The organism is Halomonas llamarensis, from assembly GCF_023555005.1.
Classification (GTDB): Bacteria; Pseudomonadota; Gammaproteobacteria; order Pseudomonadales; family Halomonadaceae; genus Vreelandella; species Vreelandella llamarensis.
On sequence record NZ_JAMJPJ010000023.1, the window covers coordinates 1 to 17371 of the forward strand.

Here is a 17371-nt window from a genome sequence, read left to right on the forward strand (position 1 = left end):
CCACGGCTACGTAAAAGAGACGCACAAAACACAGCATGATAGATCGCCAGTTACGCCTGACGACCATAGCGAGCGGGAACCACCTGATCCCTTGCCGAACTCAGTAGTGAAACCGCTCAGCGCCGATAGTAGTGTGGGGCCTCCCCATGCGAGAGTAGGTCATCGTCAGGCACTTATCCGAAAAATCCCCCCGGGCTCAGGCCCGGGGGGATTTTTTTGTTCTAAAGTGGAGATAAAACAACGTGACTCTTAGCTGATTCGATTAAGAGTATTAATATTTTTTGTGTGACTCATGCCGACTCCATAAAAATTTTTCTGCTTCAATAATAAGATAGATAAAAATGCTGCCAAGTAAGATCGCTAGCCAATGAGTTAACGATAGCGCTTCGCTGCCAAAAATAAACTGCATGAAAGGGAAGTATGTGAAGGCGAACTGTAGCAGCATGATCAATGCAATAGAAATCCAAACGGGTCGACTGCCGAATATACCCGAGATGGATAATGTGCTATTTATCAAAAAGCGGCTATTGATCAAGTAGGCAGCACTGCCGGTAACTAGCATATTGACAGCACCAGCTCGAGCTAGCTCCTCGCTTCCACCTTGGTTAAGTAACCAAGTGAAAATACTAAATACGCCCGCCAGCAGTAATAGTGACACGAACACAACACGCCAAAGCAAAAACAGATCGAGTAGCGGTGCCTTAGGGTTTCTTGGGCTACGTTGCATTAAGTCATTTTCACCCTCTTCAAACGCCAGTGCTAGGCCTAAGGTAATAGCAACGACCATGTTAACCCACAATGCTTGCAACGGTGTGATGGGTAGAATAGAGCCCGATAGCACAGCGAGCATAATCGCGAGGCCCTGTGCCCCGTTAGTCGGGAGGATAAAGGTGATCGTCTTGCGGATATTGTCATATACCTTGCGACCCTCTTCGACAGCGCGGACGATAGTGGCAAAGTTGTCGTCTGCTAGCACCATCTCAGAGGCGTCCTTAGCAGCTTCTGTTCCCTGAATGCCCATGGCGACGCCGACATCGGCACGCTTGAGTGCAGGACCGTCGTTGACACCGTCACCGGTCATTGCACAAACGCCACCACAGGCCTGCACGGCCTGCACGAGGCGCAGTTTGTGCTCAGGAGAGACACGCGCAAAGACATCGGTATCGAGAATAATACCCTCAAGTTCTTTGTCCGACATGCTCTCAAGTTCTCGTCCGGTGAATGCTTTTTCGGTCTGGGAAAAACCGAGCTGTTTGGCGATGGCAAGGGCGGTGGAGGCGTGGTCGCCAGTAATCATGACTGGGCGAATGCCAGCTTGTTGGCAAAGTTTCACGGCTTTGATGGCTTCATCTCGTGGTGGGTCTAAGAGGCCAATAATACCCAGAAAGCGCAAACCACTCTCAACATGGTGATGCTCTAATTTGTCAACGTTGCTGGTGAGCTTGTCGGCAATAGCTAGTACACGCAGCCCTTGCGATGACAAGTCGTGAATGCGTTCCTCCCACTGGTTATAATCTATTTCCACATCGCCATCCAAAGTGCTCTCCGTCGCGCACATTTCCAACAGACGATCCGGCGCACCCTTGACCAGTATGCGATGCTGGTCACCACTTGGGTGTAGCGTGGCCATGTATTTGTGTTCAGACTCAAACGGGATGGCATCTAGGCGTTTGTAGTGTTTTCGCAGTTCGCGAGCGTCGATTCCCCCTTTGGCTGCTGCCACTACCAAAGCTCCTTCGGTTGGATCGCCTTGGATATAGTAATGTCCTTCCTCTTTGGTGAGCTCTGAATCATTGCAAAGAACACCAACCTCAAGAAAATCGCGTAGTATTTGATCTTTTTCGATATCAATACTATGAGTGTCTCGTTTACCGTCTCTTTGCATAGGGTGGAAGTCGCCATCGGGAACGAAGTCGATACCTTCAACTCGGTACTGTTTATTACCAAGCCAGAGCGCCTGAGCAGTCATTTCGTTTCGAGTTAGTGTGCCGGTCTTATCAGAAAAGATGGTCGATATGGAGCCTAAAGTTTCTACCGCAGGTAGGCGACGCACAATAGCATTATGCCGTGCCATACTCTGCACACCAAGAGCTAAACCGATAGTAACAATTGCCGGCAGGCCTTCTGGGATAGCGGCAACAGCAAGCCCCACCGCAGCCATAAACATTTCAGAAGGAGGGCGTCCGTGAATGATGACGCCGAATAATGCCGTAAACGCGGCTGCCCCCAAAATAAAAATCGCGAGCACACGACCAGCACGGTCTAGCTGCTTTACCAGAGGTGTTTTGATGGGTTCGACCCTGCGTAGCAGCTCAGAAATTTTTCCGATCTCAGTATGTTGCCCAGTTTCGACGACTAAGCCGTGCGCATTGCCTTGCACTACTATGGTGCTCGCGAACGCCATACTGTGTCGTTCTGCTAGGTCAGCACTGCTTTCTACCGCGTCAATGTGCTTCTCAACTGGCACCGACTCACCGGTTAACGCCGCTTCTTCGGTACGGAAGCGGTGTGCTTCAATAAGACGTAGGTCGGCAGGTACGCGATCACCGCTCTCAATGAGAACAATATCACCGGGCACTACTTCTTCGGCAGCAATAGTAGTACGCTTGCCATCACGGAGGACATTAGCCTGCGGCGATAGCATATTGCGGATACTTTCTAACGCTTGCTCGGCCTTGCCCTCCTGAATGAAACCTATTAAGGTAATGATTACGACTACACTGACAATGGCGGCAGCATCAATAGCGTGACCGAGCAAGAAACTCGCTAAGGCTGCCACAAGTAAAATCATCATCAAAATATTATTGAATTGATCCAGCAAGCGGCGGTACCAAGGTCGCCCTTGTCCCTGTTGAATACGATTTGGCCCATGCTTTTGTAGACGCTCCTGAGACTCTTGCGTCGATAACCCCTCGAGAGTAGATTCTTGCTGCTCAAGGGCTTCTTCACCAGTGATGCTATGCCAAGTTGGGTGAGACCCGGTGAGGGGGTGGCGATTTTCCATCCTTGAACTCCCTGTGATGAACGTATAATCATTTTAGAACATTATCATGCTGCACCGCAGCATTAGAGTGCAAGGGAAGGGAGCATAACGCCAAGAGGTTAACCTGTCTGTAAGGTGGCACAGGTGTCTTGAGACAATCCTTGCTTTGCTGAAGAGTATGTTGGTTATGTTGCCGACCATTTCAGCGGTGAAAATTGACCAGGTCGCTACGGTATAAGTAAAGACAAATGGGCATAATGGTTGGCCTAGCCATTGAATGCCCGTAAACGATAAAATTTACCAGCGTCATTAGTCGAAGCATGAATTATTCATCTTCTGACTGCCGAGAACCTGGAAAAACTTGTCCTGGGATCCGGTATATGATCGGTTCGGCCTGACGTTCCTCGTGACTTTTATTTTCTGCTTGCGCAGGAACGCCAAGCACGGTTTGTTGCGTTCCATCAGGCCACGTATACGTTGTACATCCAATGAGGGTAAGAAATAACCCTATGGCCGCAATGGTTAATGAAGCTTTCACATTAAATTTAGCCAAATTTGATCCTCAGAAATTGCTAAAAAATTAATAATTTTAAAAGCTTATATGCGTCAAATTTCTTCCCATATCGCACTGCGAAAATCATGACTCAGTTCTGTTACCTTTTTAAGCCTGTTTAAGTGAGCATTTGACAAATCTTGCATTGCTTGTTGGTAGCAGTCTGTGATTTTTTCGGTTGATTTTGGCGATTTCTGATGAATCAGTAAGCAATGTGAGATTTTTTCGTGGCTTTCTGCGATAGCTTGACAGAACTCCATTTCCATCTGCATTGCACTCGATACACTTTCCAACCAGGCTAGCTGCACATTCATTAACGGCTGTACCCCCTTCACGCTTTGTTCCATCCACCACTGTAATAAAGGCTGGCTAATGGAGAGCCAGGGGGGGAGTGAGTCTGAGGGTAAAGGCTTGAATGAAGAGGTACGAGACAGTGTGGCCATGGTGACCTCCAAATGTGTTTGCGTTGAATCCGATCACGGAAGGACATTCCATAATCAGTATAGTCAAATATGGGGTGAACGGTGGCGTCAACCTTTGTCGCAAGTCAAGGGATCAAGCATCGACCATCAGGAGAGAGTATGTGGCGGGTCATTAAATCTGTCCTAGCAGCGTTAATCGGGGTGCAGAAAAACCAGCAGCGAGAAGAAGATTTTAGTAGTGACAAGCCACTCGCTTTTGTGATAGCTGCGATCTTCGTAGCACTCCTTTTCGTTTTGTTGCTAATCGGCGTAGCTCTACTCGCTGCAAAAGTCTGATACAAATTTAATGGCGGTTCTCCGTGACGTAGCGTCATTCTTACCTATACTGCATATACCTTCGTTTATCCTGACGTAAAACGCTAAACAATAATAACCGTGGAGGGACCTATGCGATCATTGAAGCATTGGTCGGTTGTATCTTTCCTAGTACCAACGGCTTCCTATGCGTGGAATATGCCGGTTGGGGTTACCGATGTAAGCGGCGACATTTACCGTTTACATATGACCATATTTTGGATCTGCGTCGCGATTGGTCTCTTGGTGTTCGGTGCGATGTTTTACTCTCTTTTTCGCTATCGGCATGCAAAGGGCGCGAAAGCGGCTCACTTTCACGAAAACACACTGGTAGAGGTGCTTTGGACAGCTATTCCGGTACTGATTCTGATCGCAATGGCAGTGCCTGCCACGGCGACATTGAAACAGATGTATAATCCCTCTGATGCAGATTTAGATGTCATGATTACTGGTCAGCAGTGGCGTTGGCGTTATGAGTATATGGGCGAAAATGTGGCCTTCATTTCAAGCTTAAGTACACCGCAAGTACAAATTAACGGGGAGGAAGCACGAGGCGAGACATATCTACTCGATGTTGATAACCCATTAGTTCTCCCCGTTAATCGTAAGGTACGTTTTTTGATGACATCGGACGACGTGATTCATTCTTGGTGGGTGCCGGAATTGGCAGTAAAGCAAGATGCGGTGCCTGGTTTTATTAATGAAAACTGGGTACGTATCAACGAACCCGGTATTTATCGGGGGCAGTGCGCTGAGCTCTGTGGGATGGATCATGGGTTTATGCCGGTAGTGGTTCATGCGATGGAGCAAGAGGCGTTTGACAAGTGGTTTGCTGAACGTAAAGCGGCTGCTGAAAAAGAAATCAGTGGCATTGACCGAGACTGGAAGCTTGCAGAACTCATGGAGCGTGGACAAGCAACTTACGAGGCGATTTGTGCTTCATGTCATCAGCCTGATGGTGGTGGATCGCCGCCCGCATTCCCAGCGCTAGCAGGAAATGAACAACTTATTGCTGATCAAGCGTGGCATTTAGATAGAGTGCTTAATGGTGTCTCGGGAGCTGCCATGCCTGCTTTCCGAAATACGCTAAATCCCGTTGAGCTTGCTGCTGTAGTTACTTACACGCGTAACGCATGGGGGAATGATGCGGGTGATGTCGTACAGCCACTAACAGTTCAAGAACTTATCGCCCAGTGATCAACCAATTAATTGTTAATAACAATAACATCTTTGGAGAGTCGAATGGCGCTCAAACTACCTCCCCAACATAACTTGCAGCATAGCTCGACGATTACAGCAGATAGCCAAGTTCATCATGGCCACCCTGCGCAGCCCCGTGGCATATTGCGATGGTTGCTAACCACTAATCATAAAGAAATCGGCTCACTCTATTTAATTTTTTCGCTGACAATGTTTTTCATTGGCGGCATATTTGCACTGGTGGTGCGTGCTGAGCTTTTTCAACCGGGTTTGCAGTTGGTTAATCCAGAATTCTTTAACCAAATGACGACCATGCATGGTTTGATCATGGTGTTTGCTGCGGTGATGCCAGCTTTTACTGGCTTGGCTAACTGGATGATCCCATTGCAAATTGGTGCGCCAGATATGGCGTTACCAAGACTCAATAATTTTAGTTTTTGGCTGCTTCCTGTGGCGTTTACCCTGTTGCTTTCTACCTTACTGATGCCGGGAGGTGGTCCAAACTTTGGCTGGACATTTTATGCGCCACTATCTACCACTTATGCCCCTCCCTCGACAACTTTTTTTATCTTAGCTATACATATCGCTGGTATAAGTTCTATTTTAGGTGCAATTAATATTATTGCGACGATTCTCAATATGCGTGCACCTGGCATGCGGTTGATGGATATGCCGCTATTTGTGTGGACATGGCTTATTACAGCGTTCCTGCTAATTGCCGTGATGCCGGTGTTAGCCGGTGTGATCACCATGATGCTAATGGATATTAATTTTGGTACCAATTTCTTTAATGCGGCGGGCGGTGGAGACCCAGTACTGTTCCAGCATCTCTTTTGGTTCTTCGGTCATCCTGAAGTATATATTATGATTTTGCCTGCCTTTGGTATTGTCTCGGCAATCATACCTACTTTTGCCCGTAAGCCTTTGTTTGGTTACGCCTCAATGGTTTACGCTACAGCATCCATTGCACTGCTATCGTTTTTAGTTTGGGCTCACCATATGTTCGTGGTGGGGTTACCCTTGGTTGCAGAGCTTTTTTTCATGTACTCCACCATGCTGATAGCGGTGCCTACAGGCGTGAAAGTATTCAACTGGGTGACTACATTGTTCCGTGGTTCGATTAGCTTTGAATCACCGATGTTATTTTCTCTTGCCTTTGTAGTGTTGTTTACCATTGGTGGGTTTTCAGGATTGATGCTGGCAATCGCGCCTGCTGATTTTCAATATCATGATACCTATTTTGTGGTGGCTCATTTTCACTATGTATTAGTACCTGGTGCAGTTTTTGCCATCATGGCGGGGGTTTATTATTGGCTGCCTAAATGGACCGGCCACTACCCCAATGAACGACTGGCTCAGTGGCATTTCTGGTTTTCAATCGTTGGCGTGAACTTGACTTTCTTTCCGATGCATTTTGCTGGTTTGGCGGGCATGCCAAGACGTATTCCTGACTATGCACTTCAATTCGCAGATTTCAATTTTATCTCAAGCATTGGCGCTTTCTTCTTTGGTGCGTCACAGTTATTGTTTGTGCTTGTCGTTGTGCTGTGCGTTCGCGGTGGTAAAAAAGCGCCAGCTAAAGCATGGGAAGGGGCTGAAGATCTAGAGTGGACAGTGCCGAGTCCAGCACCATTGCATACCTTTGAAACTCCACCAAATTTTCATCGTTCTTCGCATTGATGAGGTAACGCTCGAATAAATAAGATGAGGTTGTTATGCAAAATCTTCAGCATATGCAGGCAGCAGGTATAAGGCGAGCAGTTATAAGATTACTTGCTGCGCTGTTGGGGATATTTGCTTTTGCATTAGTGCTCATGTACGACGTTTTCTGTCGTATAAAGGGCATCAAAGGTAAGGTCAATGCAGCTGCTCAAAGTATTGTTCATGAGGAAGTGGATACGTCACGTTACGTGAACGTTCAGTTTATTACCCGTGGTAGCGCAAGCCTGCCAATGCAAGTGAGCGTTGAAATGCAACAAATGCGTGTGCGTCCTGGGCAAACAGTAATTGACTTTACCTTTACCAATAATATTTCTAATATAAGCTGGGGACGCGCGGTGTCAAGCGTGTCGCCATCAATTGCTACTCGCTATTTGCGCAAAGTAAGCTGTTTTTGTTTTGAAGAACAGCAATTGCAAGGCGATGAACGTTTAAGAATTCCGCTGGTGTATCGCTGTATCCAGTCCAGGAAAACCTTCGCCATGCATCGCTTAATGGCACCCGTAATAACAACAAAGCGACGAGGGGATCAATATGAGTGGTGGTAGCTATTACGTTCCTGCGACGAGCCGGTGGCCGGTATTATGCTCTTTGGCGCTGGGTGTTATGATGATTGGCCTTGGCATTAAGCTGGTTTATGACACCGGGTTACACCTTGCATTCATCGGCGTTATAGGCATTGTCGCTGTTATGTGGCTATGGTTCCGTGATGTGGTCATTGAGTCCCAGGGAGGGCTATACGACGCGCAAATGGATCGCTCATTTAGGTGGGGCATGGGCTGGTTTGTTTTTTCGGAAGTGATGTTTTTTGCAGCTTTTTTTGGAGCGCTGTTTTACGTCCGTATGTTTGCCATCCCGTGGTTAGGGGGCGAAGGTTCAAAAGGTGTTGCCGCGTTATTATGGCCTGATTTTGTGGCTCATTGGCCGCTAATAAATCCGCCTGATTCTTCTATTTCGGGTCCGCAACAAGTCTTCAGTCCATGGCAGTTGCCTCTTGTTAATACACTAATTTTAATCACTTCGAGTATTACGTTGACGATTGCCCATGAGGCGTTAAAAGAGGGCTATCGCAAGGCGTGTCGAAATTGGCTGACTGGAACGGTACTTCTTGGTGTTTGTTTCATAATTATTCAGGGTGTTGAGTACTACGAAGCCTATGCCCACTATGGCATTACCTTAGAAGCAGGTATTTTCGGTGCCACGTTTTTCATTCTTACGGGTTTTCATGGCGTGCACGTGATCGTGGGTACTTTAATATTAGCTACCATATTAGTGCGTATTCAGAAAGGACACTTTGCTCATGAAAACCACTTCGGTTTTGAAGCCTCTTGCTGGTATTGGCACTTTGTCGATGTGGTTTGGGTCGGGCTCTTTATTTTTGTCTATGTGCTTTAAAGGAAGCTAGTAAGCTGTGGAACTAACCAAGTTCGCCTGACCAAAAACCGAAAATAATGAGAGCCATTAGTAAGCAAGCTAGGCTAATCCGCCATTTGAGCGAGATTAGTAGTCGGCGGGATGAAGATTTATCGCGCAGCATAAAACCGGCACCTGCAGCTAAGCTAATGACCATGGCTAAAAAAACGGCGGCAATGAGTAGTTGTAAAAACATGATGAAAACCTCTCGTCAACAAGGGCGCTTTTACAGTTGGTATGTGTTTTGGATAGCAATAGTGGCATTGGGCATGTATTTGGGACTATGGCAGTGGGAGCGGGCAGTTGACAAGCGGGTAGCCATCGAAGCACGTGAATCTGCAGTTGATTTGATTGAACCCGTGGTGCCCCCAGAGCCAGGTGCTCGTGTCACAGTGAGAGGCGAGTATCTTTCGGATCAAACCCTCTATTTGGATAACCGTATTTTGGCTGGCCGCCTGGGCGTCGCCGTTTTAACGCCACTGCGCGACAACCAAGGACAATTATGGTTAATACAGCGTGGTTTTTTAGAAACAGGGCCGAGTCGTGCCCCGCCTTCCGCGACAGCGCCAAAAGGAGAAGTGGAGATAAGTGGTGAATGGCAAGCCAGTCAAACCGGTGGGCCACTCTATGGGGATAATGTAGAAGGAGTGCGGTTACAACAGCTTAGCCTTATTCCTTGGGAGCCAGTGCTTGGTTCATTCAGCTATTCTGGATGGCTGCACGCGAGTGAAGGCGACGGTGTCTTAATGCCATGGTGGGAAGCCAATATTGTGCCGCCAAGTCGACATTTAGGCTACGCTTTTCAGTGGTGGGGCTTAGCGTTAGCGGCGCTTCTGGTCATGCTAATTGGCGGTTACCGGCTACGCAGCGATACGCAAAAACATTCTCAAAAACAATGAAGGGAGTTTGAGTATGCACAGCCGTCGACATAATCAGCGGCAGCGTATTAAGTTGGTGATGATATTTGCGGTTTTTAGTTTACCGATGGTGGCCGCATGGGGCATGGTGCAGTGGGAAGTGGGTATTCCTGATCGTCATATGGCTCATGGGGAGGTGGGGGTGCAGCTTCCATCGCTTAATGAGTGGCCCCTGACTGTCAATACTGAAAGCAGCGAAGACACCTGGACCCTGGCGTTTGATTGTACTCAGCTGTGCGAGCAACGCATGGATGAATTTTGGCGTTTGCATCGTGCATTAGGACGCGAAGCTCCACGGTTGACGCGGTTACGTATTGGTGGAGATTCACAAGCACTGCCAGGAGAAGTCACCAGTCAGTGGCGCCAGGAGCCCGATTGGCAAGAAGATAACAATGCGTGGTTATTCGATCCATTTGGCAGGCCCGCACTGTTATTTGATGCTAGTGTCCCCGCGGCGGACATACTTAATGATATTAGGCATTTGTTTAAAGTGAATCCCATTTAAGTTTCGTCGGTGTTGATCGGCCATAAGGAAGTACGATGCAGCAACCATTTGAACGCCGCTTACATTGGCTAGTTTGGTTAACATTGGCGGGTACTTTATTCACCGCTTTTGTCATGATCGTGGGCGCTTGGACGCGTTTGGTCGATGCTGGCTTAGGCTGCCCAGACTGGCCTGGTTGCTATGGGCGCTTGTTGGTTCCTGACAATGAGCATTTTTTCTTACGCCATCCTGATGCCCCTCTTGAGCCTTTTAAAGCATGGGTTGAAATGATCCATCGCTATATCGCTAGCTTGCTTGGGCTGGTGGTTGTGAGCATTGTGGTCGTGGGCTGGCCACTGCGTAAGCATAGCCAATACCCATGGCGATTAAGCCTAGGCCTATTGGTCATTATTTTATTGCAAGGTGCGTTTGGCGCTTTCACCGTTACACTTAAGTTATGGCCTCAAGTGGTCACTCTGCATTTGATGGGTGGTCTGTGTGTGTTGCTACTCTTTTTATGGCTCCATCTTCGTTTGCGCCACGATTGGAAAGGGGGTGATATCAAGGGCCGAAAAATAAATTTTTGGTGGGTGCTAGCGAGTTTTATCTTGGTGCTTCAGTTGGCGCTAGGTGGTTGGGTGTCAAGCAATTACGCTGGTATTGCCTGTCAAGGATTTCCGACCTGTAATTCACAGTGGTGGCCTGAGATGGATTTTTCTGAAGGCTTCCATCTGACACAAACGGTAGGGCCTAATTATTTACAGGGTCAATTACATGCTGATGCACGTACCGCCATCCAGGTGACCCATCGCTTGGGCGCAATTTTACTAGGCGTCGCATTATTGCTGCTATGGAGGTGCTATCGTGATCAGCCAGGCATGAATAAGCCTCTAGTGGTAGTGTTAGTGTTGTATGCGCTGCAAGTTGCTATTGGGGTGGCGAATGTCTTGTTTTGGCTACCTTTATGGTTAGCATTATTACACACGGCAGGGGCTATCGGCTTGTCTGTAGGCTTGGTTTGGGCGTGGTGGCAATGGCGTCATGGAGAGGCAAGCTCGAAGCTGTCGAGTACGCTTAGGCCCGCTGCAGACATCGTTCCTCACTAGGGAAACAAGCAAACTAATCCTATTATTGGCGGCTCCAAAACAATATCTGCGGCACCTAAATACTACCAATAATAAACTAGGAGTTCCCTAGGAAAAGCATATAAGGGGTAGCATTGCCATGCGAAATACGACAATGATATTGCCAGCTGCATTGCCTTCCATCATGTGGGGGTGGAAAGAGCTACTTAGCCTTTGCAAAATCAAAGTGGTGGCTGTCATGTTGGTATGTACAGCCGTTGGTATGGCGCTAGCAACACCAGGCCTGCCGTTGTTTAGCAGCGTATTTTTTGGTCTAGTGGGAGTTGGTTTGGCTTCTTGTGGTGCTGCCGCCTTTAATCACGTAATTGACCGGCGTCTGGATGCGATGATGAGCCGTACTTCGCATCGACCTGTTGCTAGCAAACGCTTACCTGTTGCGGTAGCACTGGTTTGGGCAAGCCTATTATCCTTTGCGGGTGTTGTATTATTGGCTTGGCAAGTCAATATCTTAGTGGCCGGATTGACGTGTGCATCTTTGATTGGCTATGCGTTGATTTATACCGCGTTTCTTAAGCGGGCAACGCCGCAAAATATCGTTATTGGTGGCGTTGCTGGCGCTGCTCCTCCACTACTGGGATGGGTCGCAGTTACAGGGCAAATTACCCCAGAGCCACTGCTGTTAATGCTGATTATTTTTGCCTGGACGCCTCCTCATTTCTGGGCATTGGCAATACATAAATGTGATGAATATGCCAAAGCTGGTATACCCATGCTACCGGTGACACATGGTTTAGCATTTACCCGATTGCAAATATGGCTTTATGGCTGGCTAACCGTCATAGCAACGCTTATGCCGTTCATGATTGGCATGAGTGGCGGTGTATACTTGGTGGTGGCCGTGTTGTTAAATGCTCGTTTTATGTACTGGAATGGAAAAGTATGGCGAGGAAAAGATCCTCAAGCGCCGTTAGCTGCATTCTGGTTTTCTATCCGTTATTTACTAGGCGTTTTTGGTGCACTTTTGCTGGATCACTACTCCATGGTAACCGCCTGATGAGGTTGTCAACAAAACGGCTAATGTCGCAATTTTTTGCAACAATTTGGGTGGCTGGCCGAGAGGGTGTATAATTGTAGTAGAATTTATTTAGTGAGAATATATATGAGTTTCACAGCTGCGGTATTACTGTTTGGCGTGGGTATGATCATTATTGTAGGTCTTGCGGCTTATGCCTTTACGTTGCGCGGCGAGGTAAAGCGCCGAGAGGCGTTTCGAATTGAAGAGGAGCAACGAGCTCAACAGAATAGTTTAGAGAACCTTGATTATATTGTAGGGGCCTTATTGCAGGGACAAGTGAACATTACAGAGGCAAGTTGGCGCTGCAAGGTGCTACTTGAAATTATTGATCCCTCGTTAGTCGAACGCGAAGAGTTTAAAGCATTTGCAGAACTTTATGACCGCACGCGGCATCTTAAAACACACTCGGAACGTAACCATCTTACACCTCGCGAGCGGATGCGAGAGGATAAAGAGCGCCTAGCCGCTGAGGATGAGATGCGCGGGGATGTGATGGCTGCTGCCAAAGAAGTGGTGGCTTGGCGAGGTAAGGGAAAAAATGCTCTCCATTAACTGCTAGGATAATAGTGTAAACTATAACTTATGCGGTGCGTATGATGTGATGCTAACCATAGCGTTCTGCTATACCGCTCTATATGGGGACATAAAGAGCAAGGAGTTTTTTTAATTTCAATGCCAAAAGCGTAATTTTTGTCCCACATTGATAGTCGCATTGCATTGAAGATGCACATGCATAGGAAATGATGCACAGCTGTGGCGGCATTGGAAGGAAGCAGCCTAGTATTTTCGCTTTCCATTTTTGTATCAAGAAGGAGTCTTGCATGAAAACATCTACAACTGGCTTGCTTATTGGGTCTGCTCTGGCGGTAGGCCTTTCTGGCTGTGCTAGCTCAGCTTCTCAATCATCAGGTCAATCGACTAGTGTTGATAAGGGGAGTAGCTGGTATCAGCATCCTGCTGTCTGTGGTTTAGCCGGTAGTGTCATTGGGGGTAGCCTAGGTTACGCCACCAGCAGTGACTCGGACGAAGATACTGGCGCTGCAATTGGCGCAACGGCAGGCGCTACCATTGCTGCTCTTCTTTGCGCAGATGAAACACCTAAAGCCGAACCGCAGTGCCCGAGCTACGGTGAAGTGCCTGCTGGTGTAGCTGTCGATGCAGAGGGCTGTCCGCTGGATTCAGACGCAGATGGTGTGCCAGATTATCGTGACCAGTGCCCAGGAACGCCTGCAGGGGTCGCGGTGGATGCTAAAGGTTGCCCTCTAGATTCAGACGTTGATGGGGTGCCGGATTATCGCGATCAGTGCCCCAACACGCCTGCTGGTGCTGTAGTGAACGCACTGGGTTGCCCAGAAAGCTTGGTCCTTGACGGTGTTAATTTTGAATTTGATTCTGCTCAGTTGACATCCGAAGCACGCCAAGAGCTGCATACTGTAGCCGAGCGTCTTGCCAATAACTCTGGTGTTCGTGTCAGTATTGGAGGGCACACGGACTCGGTTGGTAGCGCAGTTTATAACAAAGAGCTGTCGCAGCAACGTGCAGAGTCTGTTGCGAGCTACTTGCAGCAAAACGGTGTTGAGGCAGGTCGTATGAGGGCCATTGGGTATGGCGAAGAGCGTCCGGTAGCCACCAATGATACCGACGAGGGTCGTGCTGAAAACCGTCGTGTAGAACTGGATGAGTGGAACTAAGCTTTCTCTCTATATCTGACAAAACATGTAATTGTTTAGGCGCGGAAGGGAATACCCTTCCGCGCCTTGTTTATACTGCTGACAACTTTTGCTAGGCTATCTGCACGCCGATAGCGTTTTTTCGTTCGCTTCACCTAGACGACCATTGATAGCGATATGTGACCCTTGGTGTGGATCACCACTGCGCTCAAGGAAATAACCAAATGCCTACAGTAACACTGCCGGATGGCAGCCAACGTAAGTTCTCAGAGTCGTTAAGCATCATGCAGTTGGCAGAATCTATTGGCCCTGGTTTGGCCAAAGCATGCGTCGCTGGCAAAATTAATGGTGAATTAGTCGATGCTGCTGACAATATTGAAAACGACGCGGATGTGTCGATTATTACGGCTCAAGACCCGGAAGGGTTAGAAATTGTTCGACACTCTTGTGCACACCTTATCGGCCATGCGGTGAAGCAGCTGTATCCGGATGCCAAAATGGCCATTGGCCCGGTGATTGACGACGGCTTTTACTATGACATTGAATTTGGTCGCTCAGTTACACCAGAAGATTTAGAAGTGATCGAAGCGCGGATGAAGGTGCTAATCGATCGTGAATATGATGTGGTTCGTGAATACGTCGATCGTGATAAAGCGATGCTTACCTTTTTGCATTGTGACGAACCGTACAAGCAGGAGATTGTGCGGGATATTCCAGAAGGCGCCATGATTCGTCTGTATCATCACGAAGAATATACGGACATGTGTCGTGGTCCTCACGTGCCCAACACGCGTCATTTAAAAGCCTTTAAGTTGACCAAGCTGGCTGGTGCTTACTGGCGAGGTGATGCTGACAATACCATGCTGACACGTATTTACGGCACAGCGTGGGGAGATAAAAAACAATTAAAGGCATACCTTAAGCGCTTAGAGGAAGCAGAAAAGCGCGATCACCGCAAGCTTGCGCGTAAAATGGATCTTTTTCACCTCCAGGAAGAGGCGCCGGGAATGGTGTTTTGGCACCCTAATGGCTGGACGATGTATCAAGCGCTTGAAGACTATATGCGCAAGATTCAACGCGAGCACGGTTACCAAGAAATTAAAACACCACAAGTAGTCGATCTCTCGTTGTGGAAAAAGTCAGGGCACTGGGGGCACTACAGTGAATTGATGTTTACCACTGAGTCCGAGAAGCGCGAGTATGCGGTAAAGCCCATGAATTGCCCTTGCCACGTGCAGGTGTTTAATCAAGGGTTAAAGAGCTATCGGGATTTACCTTTGCGTCTTGCCGAGTTTGGTAGCTGCCACCGCAATGAACCATCAGGTTCGCTACATGGCCTAATGCGCGTTCGTGGGTTTACACAAGATGATGCGCATATTTTCTGCACTGAGAGTCAAATTCAAGCGGAAGCAGAAGCGTTTATTGCGCTGACGCTAGAAGTTTATAAGACGCTTGGCTTTGAAGAGGTCGAACTTAAGCTCTCAACACGTCCTGGAGATTTTCTTGGTGAAGCTGAACTTTGGGACCAAGCTGAACAAGGGTTAGAAGCTGCGCTCAACGCGACAGGACTTGATTGGGAGCTGCAGCCCGGTGAAGGGGCTTTTTATGGGCCAAAAATTGAATTTGCTTTGCGAGATTGCCTGAATCGCGTGTGGCAATGTGGTACGCTACAATTAGATTTTAATCTGCCAGGGCGCTTAGGTGCCCAGTATGTTGATGAAGATGGTGTTAGAAAGACGCCTGTGATGTTGCATAGAGCCATTCTGGGGTCTTTTGAGCGTTTTCTAGGGATACTGATTGAGCATTATGCTGGTGCTTTGCCTCTTTGGTTAGCACCGCAGCAAGCGGTAATTATGACGATTACCGATGCTCAACGGGATTATGCCCTAGAGTTAGAGCAGCGTTTGCAAAAAAGTGGCTTACGAGTCAAGGCGGACTTGAGGAACGAGAAAATCGGCTTTAAAATCCGTGAGCACACGTTGCAGAAGGTTCCCTATCTCCTGGTGGTAGGAGATAAGGAAGTCGAAGCTGACTCAGTCGCTGTGCGAACACGCAGCGGCGAAAACCTCGGTACCATGACGGTTGATGCACTCATCAAACGCCTAGAGGTTGAAAGAGCGGCCCTGGCGACATCGTCAATTGCCTAAGGAGACGGAGCGATCAAGCGAAGCAATCAGCGCGGGCGTCCACAAGACAAACGCCCACCAATGAACGAGAGAATTACCGAATCTGAAGTGCGCCTTATTGATCAAGATGGCGAGCAGATGGGTGTTGTATCCACTGCCGACGCTCTTGAGCGCGCTCAAGAAGCCGGTTTGGACCTTGTGCAAATATCCAACGCCGATCCGATCGTTTGTAAGATCATGGATTATGGCAAATTTGTTTTTGAGCAAAAAAAGCAGAAAGCAGCTCAAAAGAAGAAGCAAAAGCAAATTCAGGTCAAGGAAGTTAAATTCCGTCCTGGCACTGACGAGGGTGACTACCAAGTTAAGTTGAAAAACCTAACTCGGTTCCTCGAAAGTGGTGACAAGGGCAAGGTCACGCTGCGCTTCCGGGGGCGCGAGATGGCACACCAAGACATCGGCCGCAAACTGATGGAACGGATTGCGTCAGACCTGGAAGAGATCGGAACGGTTGAAGCTTTCCCTAAAATGGAAGGCCGCCAGATGATCATGATTCTTGCACCGAAGAAGAAGTGATCCAACGGCTAAGTTAACGGACCGCGGTAGTTGCCGCGGTTGGCCTTGGGTTTTCTAAAAAATATCGAGCGGAGTTATTCTCATGCCGAAAATCAAAAGTAACAGTGGCGCTGCCAAGCGCTTCAAGAAGACGGCTAATGGCTTTAAGCACAAGCAGTCTTTTCGTAGCCACATTCTGACTAAGAAATCGACTAAGCGTAAACGTCAATTGCGTGGTATGAAGCAGATCCACGACGCTGATAAAGCGCTCATCCAGCGTATGCTGCCGAACCTCTAAATCGGGTTTTCTTTATCTGAGGGAGCACTTTAAACGCTGTCTCAGTCATTTTGTCAGGAGTGTGTTATGACTCGTGTTAAACGTGGCGTCGTTGCTCGTCGTCGTCATAAAAAGATCTTAAAGCAAGCCAAAGGGTATTACGGAGCGCGCTCGCGTGTTTTCCGTGTAGCCAAACAGGCGGTGATTAAAGCAGGCCAGTATGCTTACCGTGACCGTCGCAACCGTAAGCGTCAATTCCGTGCGCTGTGGATTCAGCGTATCAATGCGGGCGCGCGTCAGCACGGCATGTCCTATAGCCGATTTGTTGGCGGTTTGAAGAAAGCCGGCATTGAAATTGACCGTAAAGTCCTGGCGGACCTCGCCGTCAATGAGAAAGCAGCATTTGCTGTCATTGTTGAGAAGGCTAAGGCTGCCCAGTAAGGCTATATCTGCGCTGATAGGCGCATGATAAAAGCTTGGTCATGAAATATGACCCATCCAGGGGAAGAGCAGCCGCTCTTCCCCTGTTTTTTTAAAGGGT

The 17371-nt window shown here is 48.2% G+C and carries 18 protein-coding genes and 1 rRNA gene; 16 read left to right on the forward strand and 3 right to left on the reverse strand.

What is annotated here, in order from left to right; translation table 11 throughout:
- The first annotated feature begins 55 nt into the window (after positions 1-55).
- Positions 56-171, forward strand: a 5S ribosomal RNA gene (rrf, locus tag M8006_RS12680).
- Between the two features lie 100 nt (positions 172-271).
- On the opposite strand, the gene M8006_RS12685 is transcribed toward rrf, so the two are convergent.
- Both M8006_RS12685 and M8006_RS12695 read right to left on the reverse strand, forming a co-directional pair.
- Positions 272-3004, reverse strand: a complete 2733-nt coding sequence (locus M8006_RS12685; RefSeq protein ID WP_250082751.1) for a cation-translocating P-type ATPase — start codon at positions 3002-3004, stop codon at positions 272-274.
- A 585-nt stretch (positions 3005-3589) separates the two neighbouring features.
- A complete protein-coding gene (locus tag M8006_RS12695; protein ID WP_250082752.1) occupies positions 3590-3979 on the reverse strand; it encodes a hypothetical protein in 390 nt (129 codons plus the stop codon).
- A 138-nt stretch (positions 3980-4117) separates the two neighbouring features.
- Between M8006_RS12695 and M8006_RS12700 the strand changes: the two genes are divergently transcribed.
- The 5 genes from M8006_RS12700 to M8006_RS12720 all read left to right on the forward strand — a co-directional run bounded on the left by M8006_RS12700 (position 4118) and on the right by M8006_RS12720 (position 8626).
- A complete protein-coding gene (locus M8006_RS12700; protein ID WP_250082754.1) occupies positions 4118-4294 on the forward strand; it encodes a DUF2970 domain-containing protein in 177 nt (58 codons plus the stop codon).
- Positions 4295-4405: 111 nt separating this feature from the next.
- Positions 4406-5509: a cytochrome c oxidase subunit II gene (gene coxB / locus M8006_RS12705; RefSeq protein ID WP_250082756.1), complete on the forward strand. Its 1104-nt coding sequence runs from the start codon at positions 4406-4408 to the stop codon at positions 5507-5509.
- Between the two features lie 45 nt (positions 5510-5554).
- On the forward strand, positions 5555-7192 hold the full coding sequence (gene ctaD, locus M8006_RS12710) for a cytochrome c oxidase subunit I (RefSeq protein WP_250082758.1): 1638 nt from the start codon (positions 5555-5557) through the stop codon (positions 7190-7192).
- A gap of 35 nt (positions 7193-7227) precedes the next feature.
- Complete coding sequence (locus tag M8006_RS12715) at positions 7228-7779, forward strand: cytochrome c oxidase assembly protein (RefSeq protein WP_250082760.1); 552 nt, start codon at positions 7228-7230, stop codon at positions 7777-7779.
- A complete protein-coding gene (locus M8006_RS12720; RefSeq protein ID WP_250082762.1) occupies positions 7766-8626 on the forward strand; it encodes a cytochrome c oxidase subunit 3 in 861 nt (286 codons plus the stop codon). The genes M8006_RS12715 and M8006_RS12720 overlap by 14 nt, the downstream gene beginning before the upstream one ends.
- A gap of 22 nt (positions 8627-8648) precedes the next feature.
- On the opposite strand, the gene M8006_RS12725 is transcribed toward M8006_RS12720, so the two are convergent.
- Positions 8649-8840, reverse strand: a complete 192-nt coding sequence (locus M8006_RS12725) for a DUF2909 domain-containing protein (protein WP_250082764.1) — start codon at positions 8838-8840, stop codon at positions 8649-8651.
- On the opposite strand from M8006_RS12725, the gene M8006_RS12730 reads away from it, so the two are divergent.
- The 10 genes from M8006_RS12730 (at position 8839) to rplT (ending at position 17271) form a co-directional block, all read left to right on the forward strand.
- Positions 8839-9543, forward strand: coding sequence for an SURF1 family protein (locus M8006_RS12730; RefSeq protein ID WP_250082765.1), 705 nt, complete (start codon positions 8839-8841; stop codon positions 9541-9543). The genes M8006_RS12725 and M8006_RS12730 overlap by 2 nt on opposite strands.
- A gap of 13 nt (positions 9544-9556) precedes the next feature.
- Entirely contained in the window at positions 9557-10066 is a 510-nt protein-coding gene (locus M8006_RS12735) for a hypothetical protein (protein WP_250082768.1), read from the forward strand.
- A gap of 35 nt (positions 10067-10101) precedes the next feature.
- Positions 10102-11151 (forward strand): COX15/CtaA family protein, encoded by a 1050-nt coding sequence (locus M8006_RS12740; protein ID WP_250082770.1) that lies wholly within the window; start codon positions 10102-10104, stop codon positions 11149-11151.
- 118 nt (positions 11152-11269) lie between these two features.
- Positions 11270-12184 carry a heme o synthase gene (gene cyoE, locus M8006_RS12745; RefSeq protein ID WP_250082772.1) on the forward strand — a complete coding sequence of 305 codons (915 nt, stop codon included), beginning with the start codon at positions 11270-11272 and terminating at the stop codon, positions 12182-12184.
- Between the two features lie 105 nt (positions 12185-12289).
- Positions 12290-12757, forward strand: coding sequence for a DUF2489 domain-containing protein (locus M8006_RS12750; RefSeq protein WP_250082774.1), 468 nt, complete (start codon positions 12290-12292; stop codon positions 12755-12757).
- A 269-nt stretch (positions 12758-13026) separates the two neighbouring features.
- Positions 13027-13896 carry an OmpA family protein gene (locus tag M8006_RS12755; protein WP_250082775.1) on the forward strand — a complete coding sequence of 290 codons (870 nt, stop codon included), beginning with the start codon at positions 13027-13029 and terminating at the stop codon, positions 13894-13896.
- Between the two features lie 203 nt (positions 13897-14099).
- Positions 14100-16022 (forward strand): threonine--tRNA ligase, encoded by a 1923-nt coding sequence (thrS, locus tag M8006_RS12760; protein ID WP_250082777.1) that lies wholly within the window; start codon positions 14100-14102, stop codon positions 16020-16022.
- Between the two features lie 12 nt (positions 16023-16034).
- Positions 16035-16574: a translation initiation factor IF-3 gene (infC, locus tag M8006_RS12765; RefSeq protein WP_347709767.1), complete on the forward strand. Its 540-nt coding sequence runs from the start codon at positions 16035-16037 to the stop codon at positions 16572-16574.
- A gap of 82 nt (positions 16575-16656) precedes the next feature.
- Complete coding sequence (rpmI, locus tag M8006_RS12770; protein WP_089725334.1) at positions 16657-16851, forward strand: 50S ribosomal protein L35; 195 nt, start codon at positions 16657-16659, stop codon at positions 16849-16851.
- Positions 16852-16917: 66 nt separating this feature from the next.
- The gene (gene rplT, locus M8006_RS12775) at positions 16918-17271 is read left to right on the forward strand and encodes a 50S ribosomal protein L20 (protein ID WP_250082781.1); all 354 of its coding nucleotides are present in this window, start codon (positions 16918-16920) and stop codon (positions 17269-17271) included.
- Positions 17272-17371: the final 100 nt, after the last annotated feature.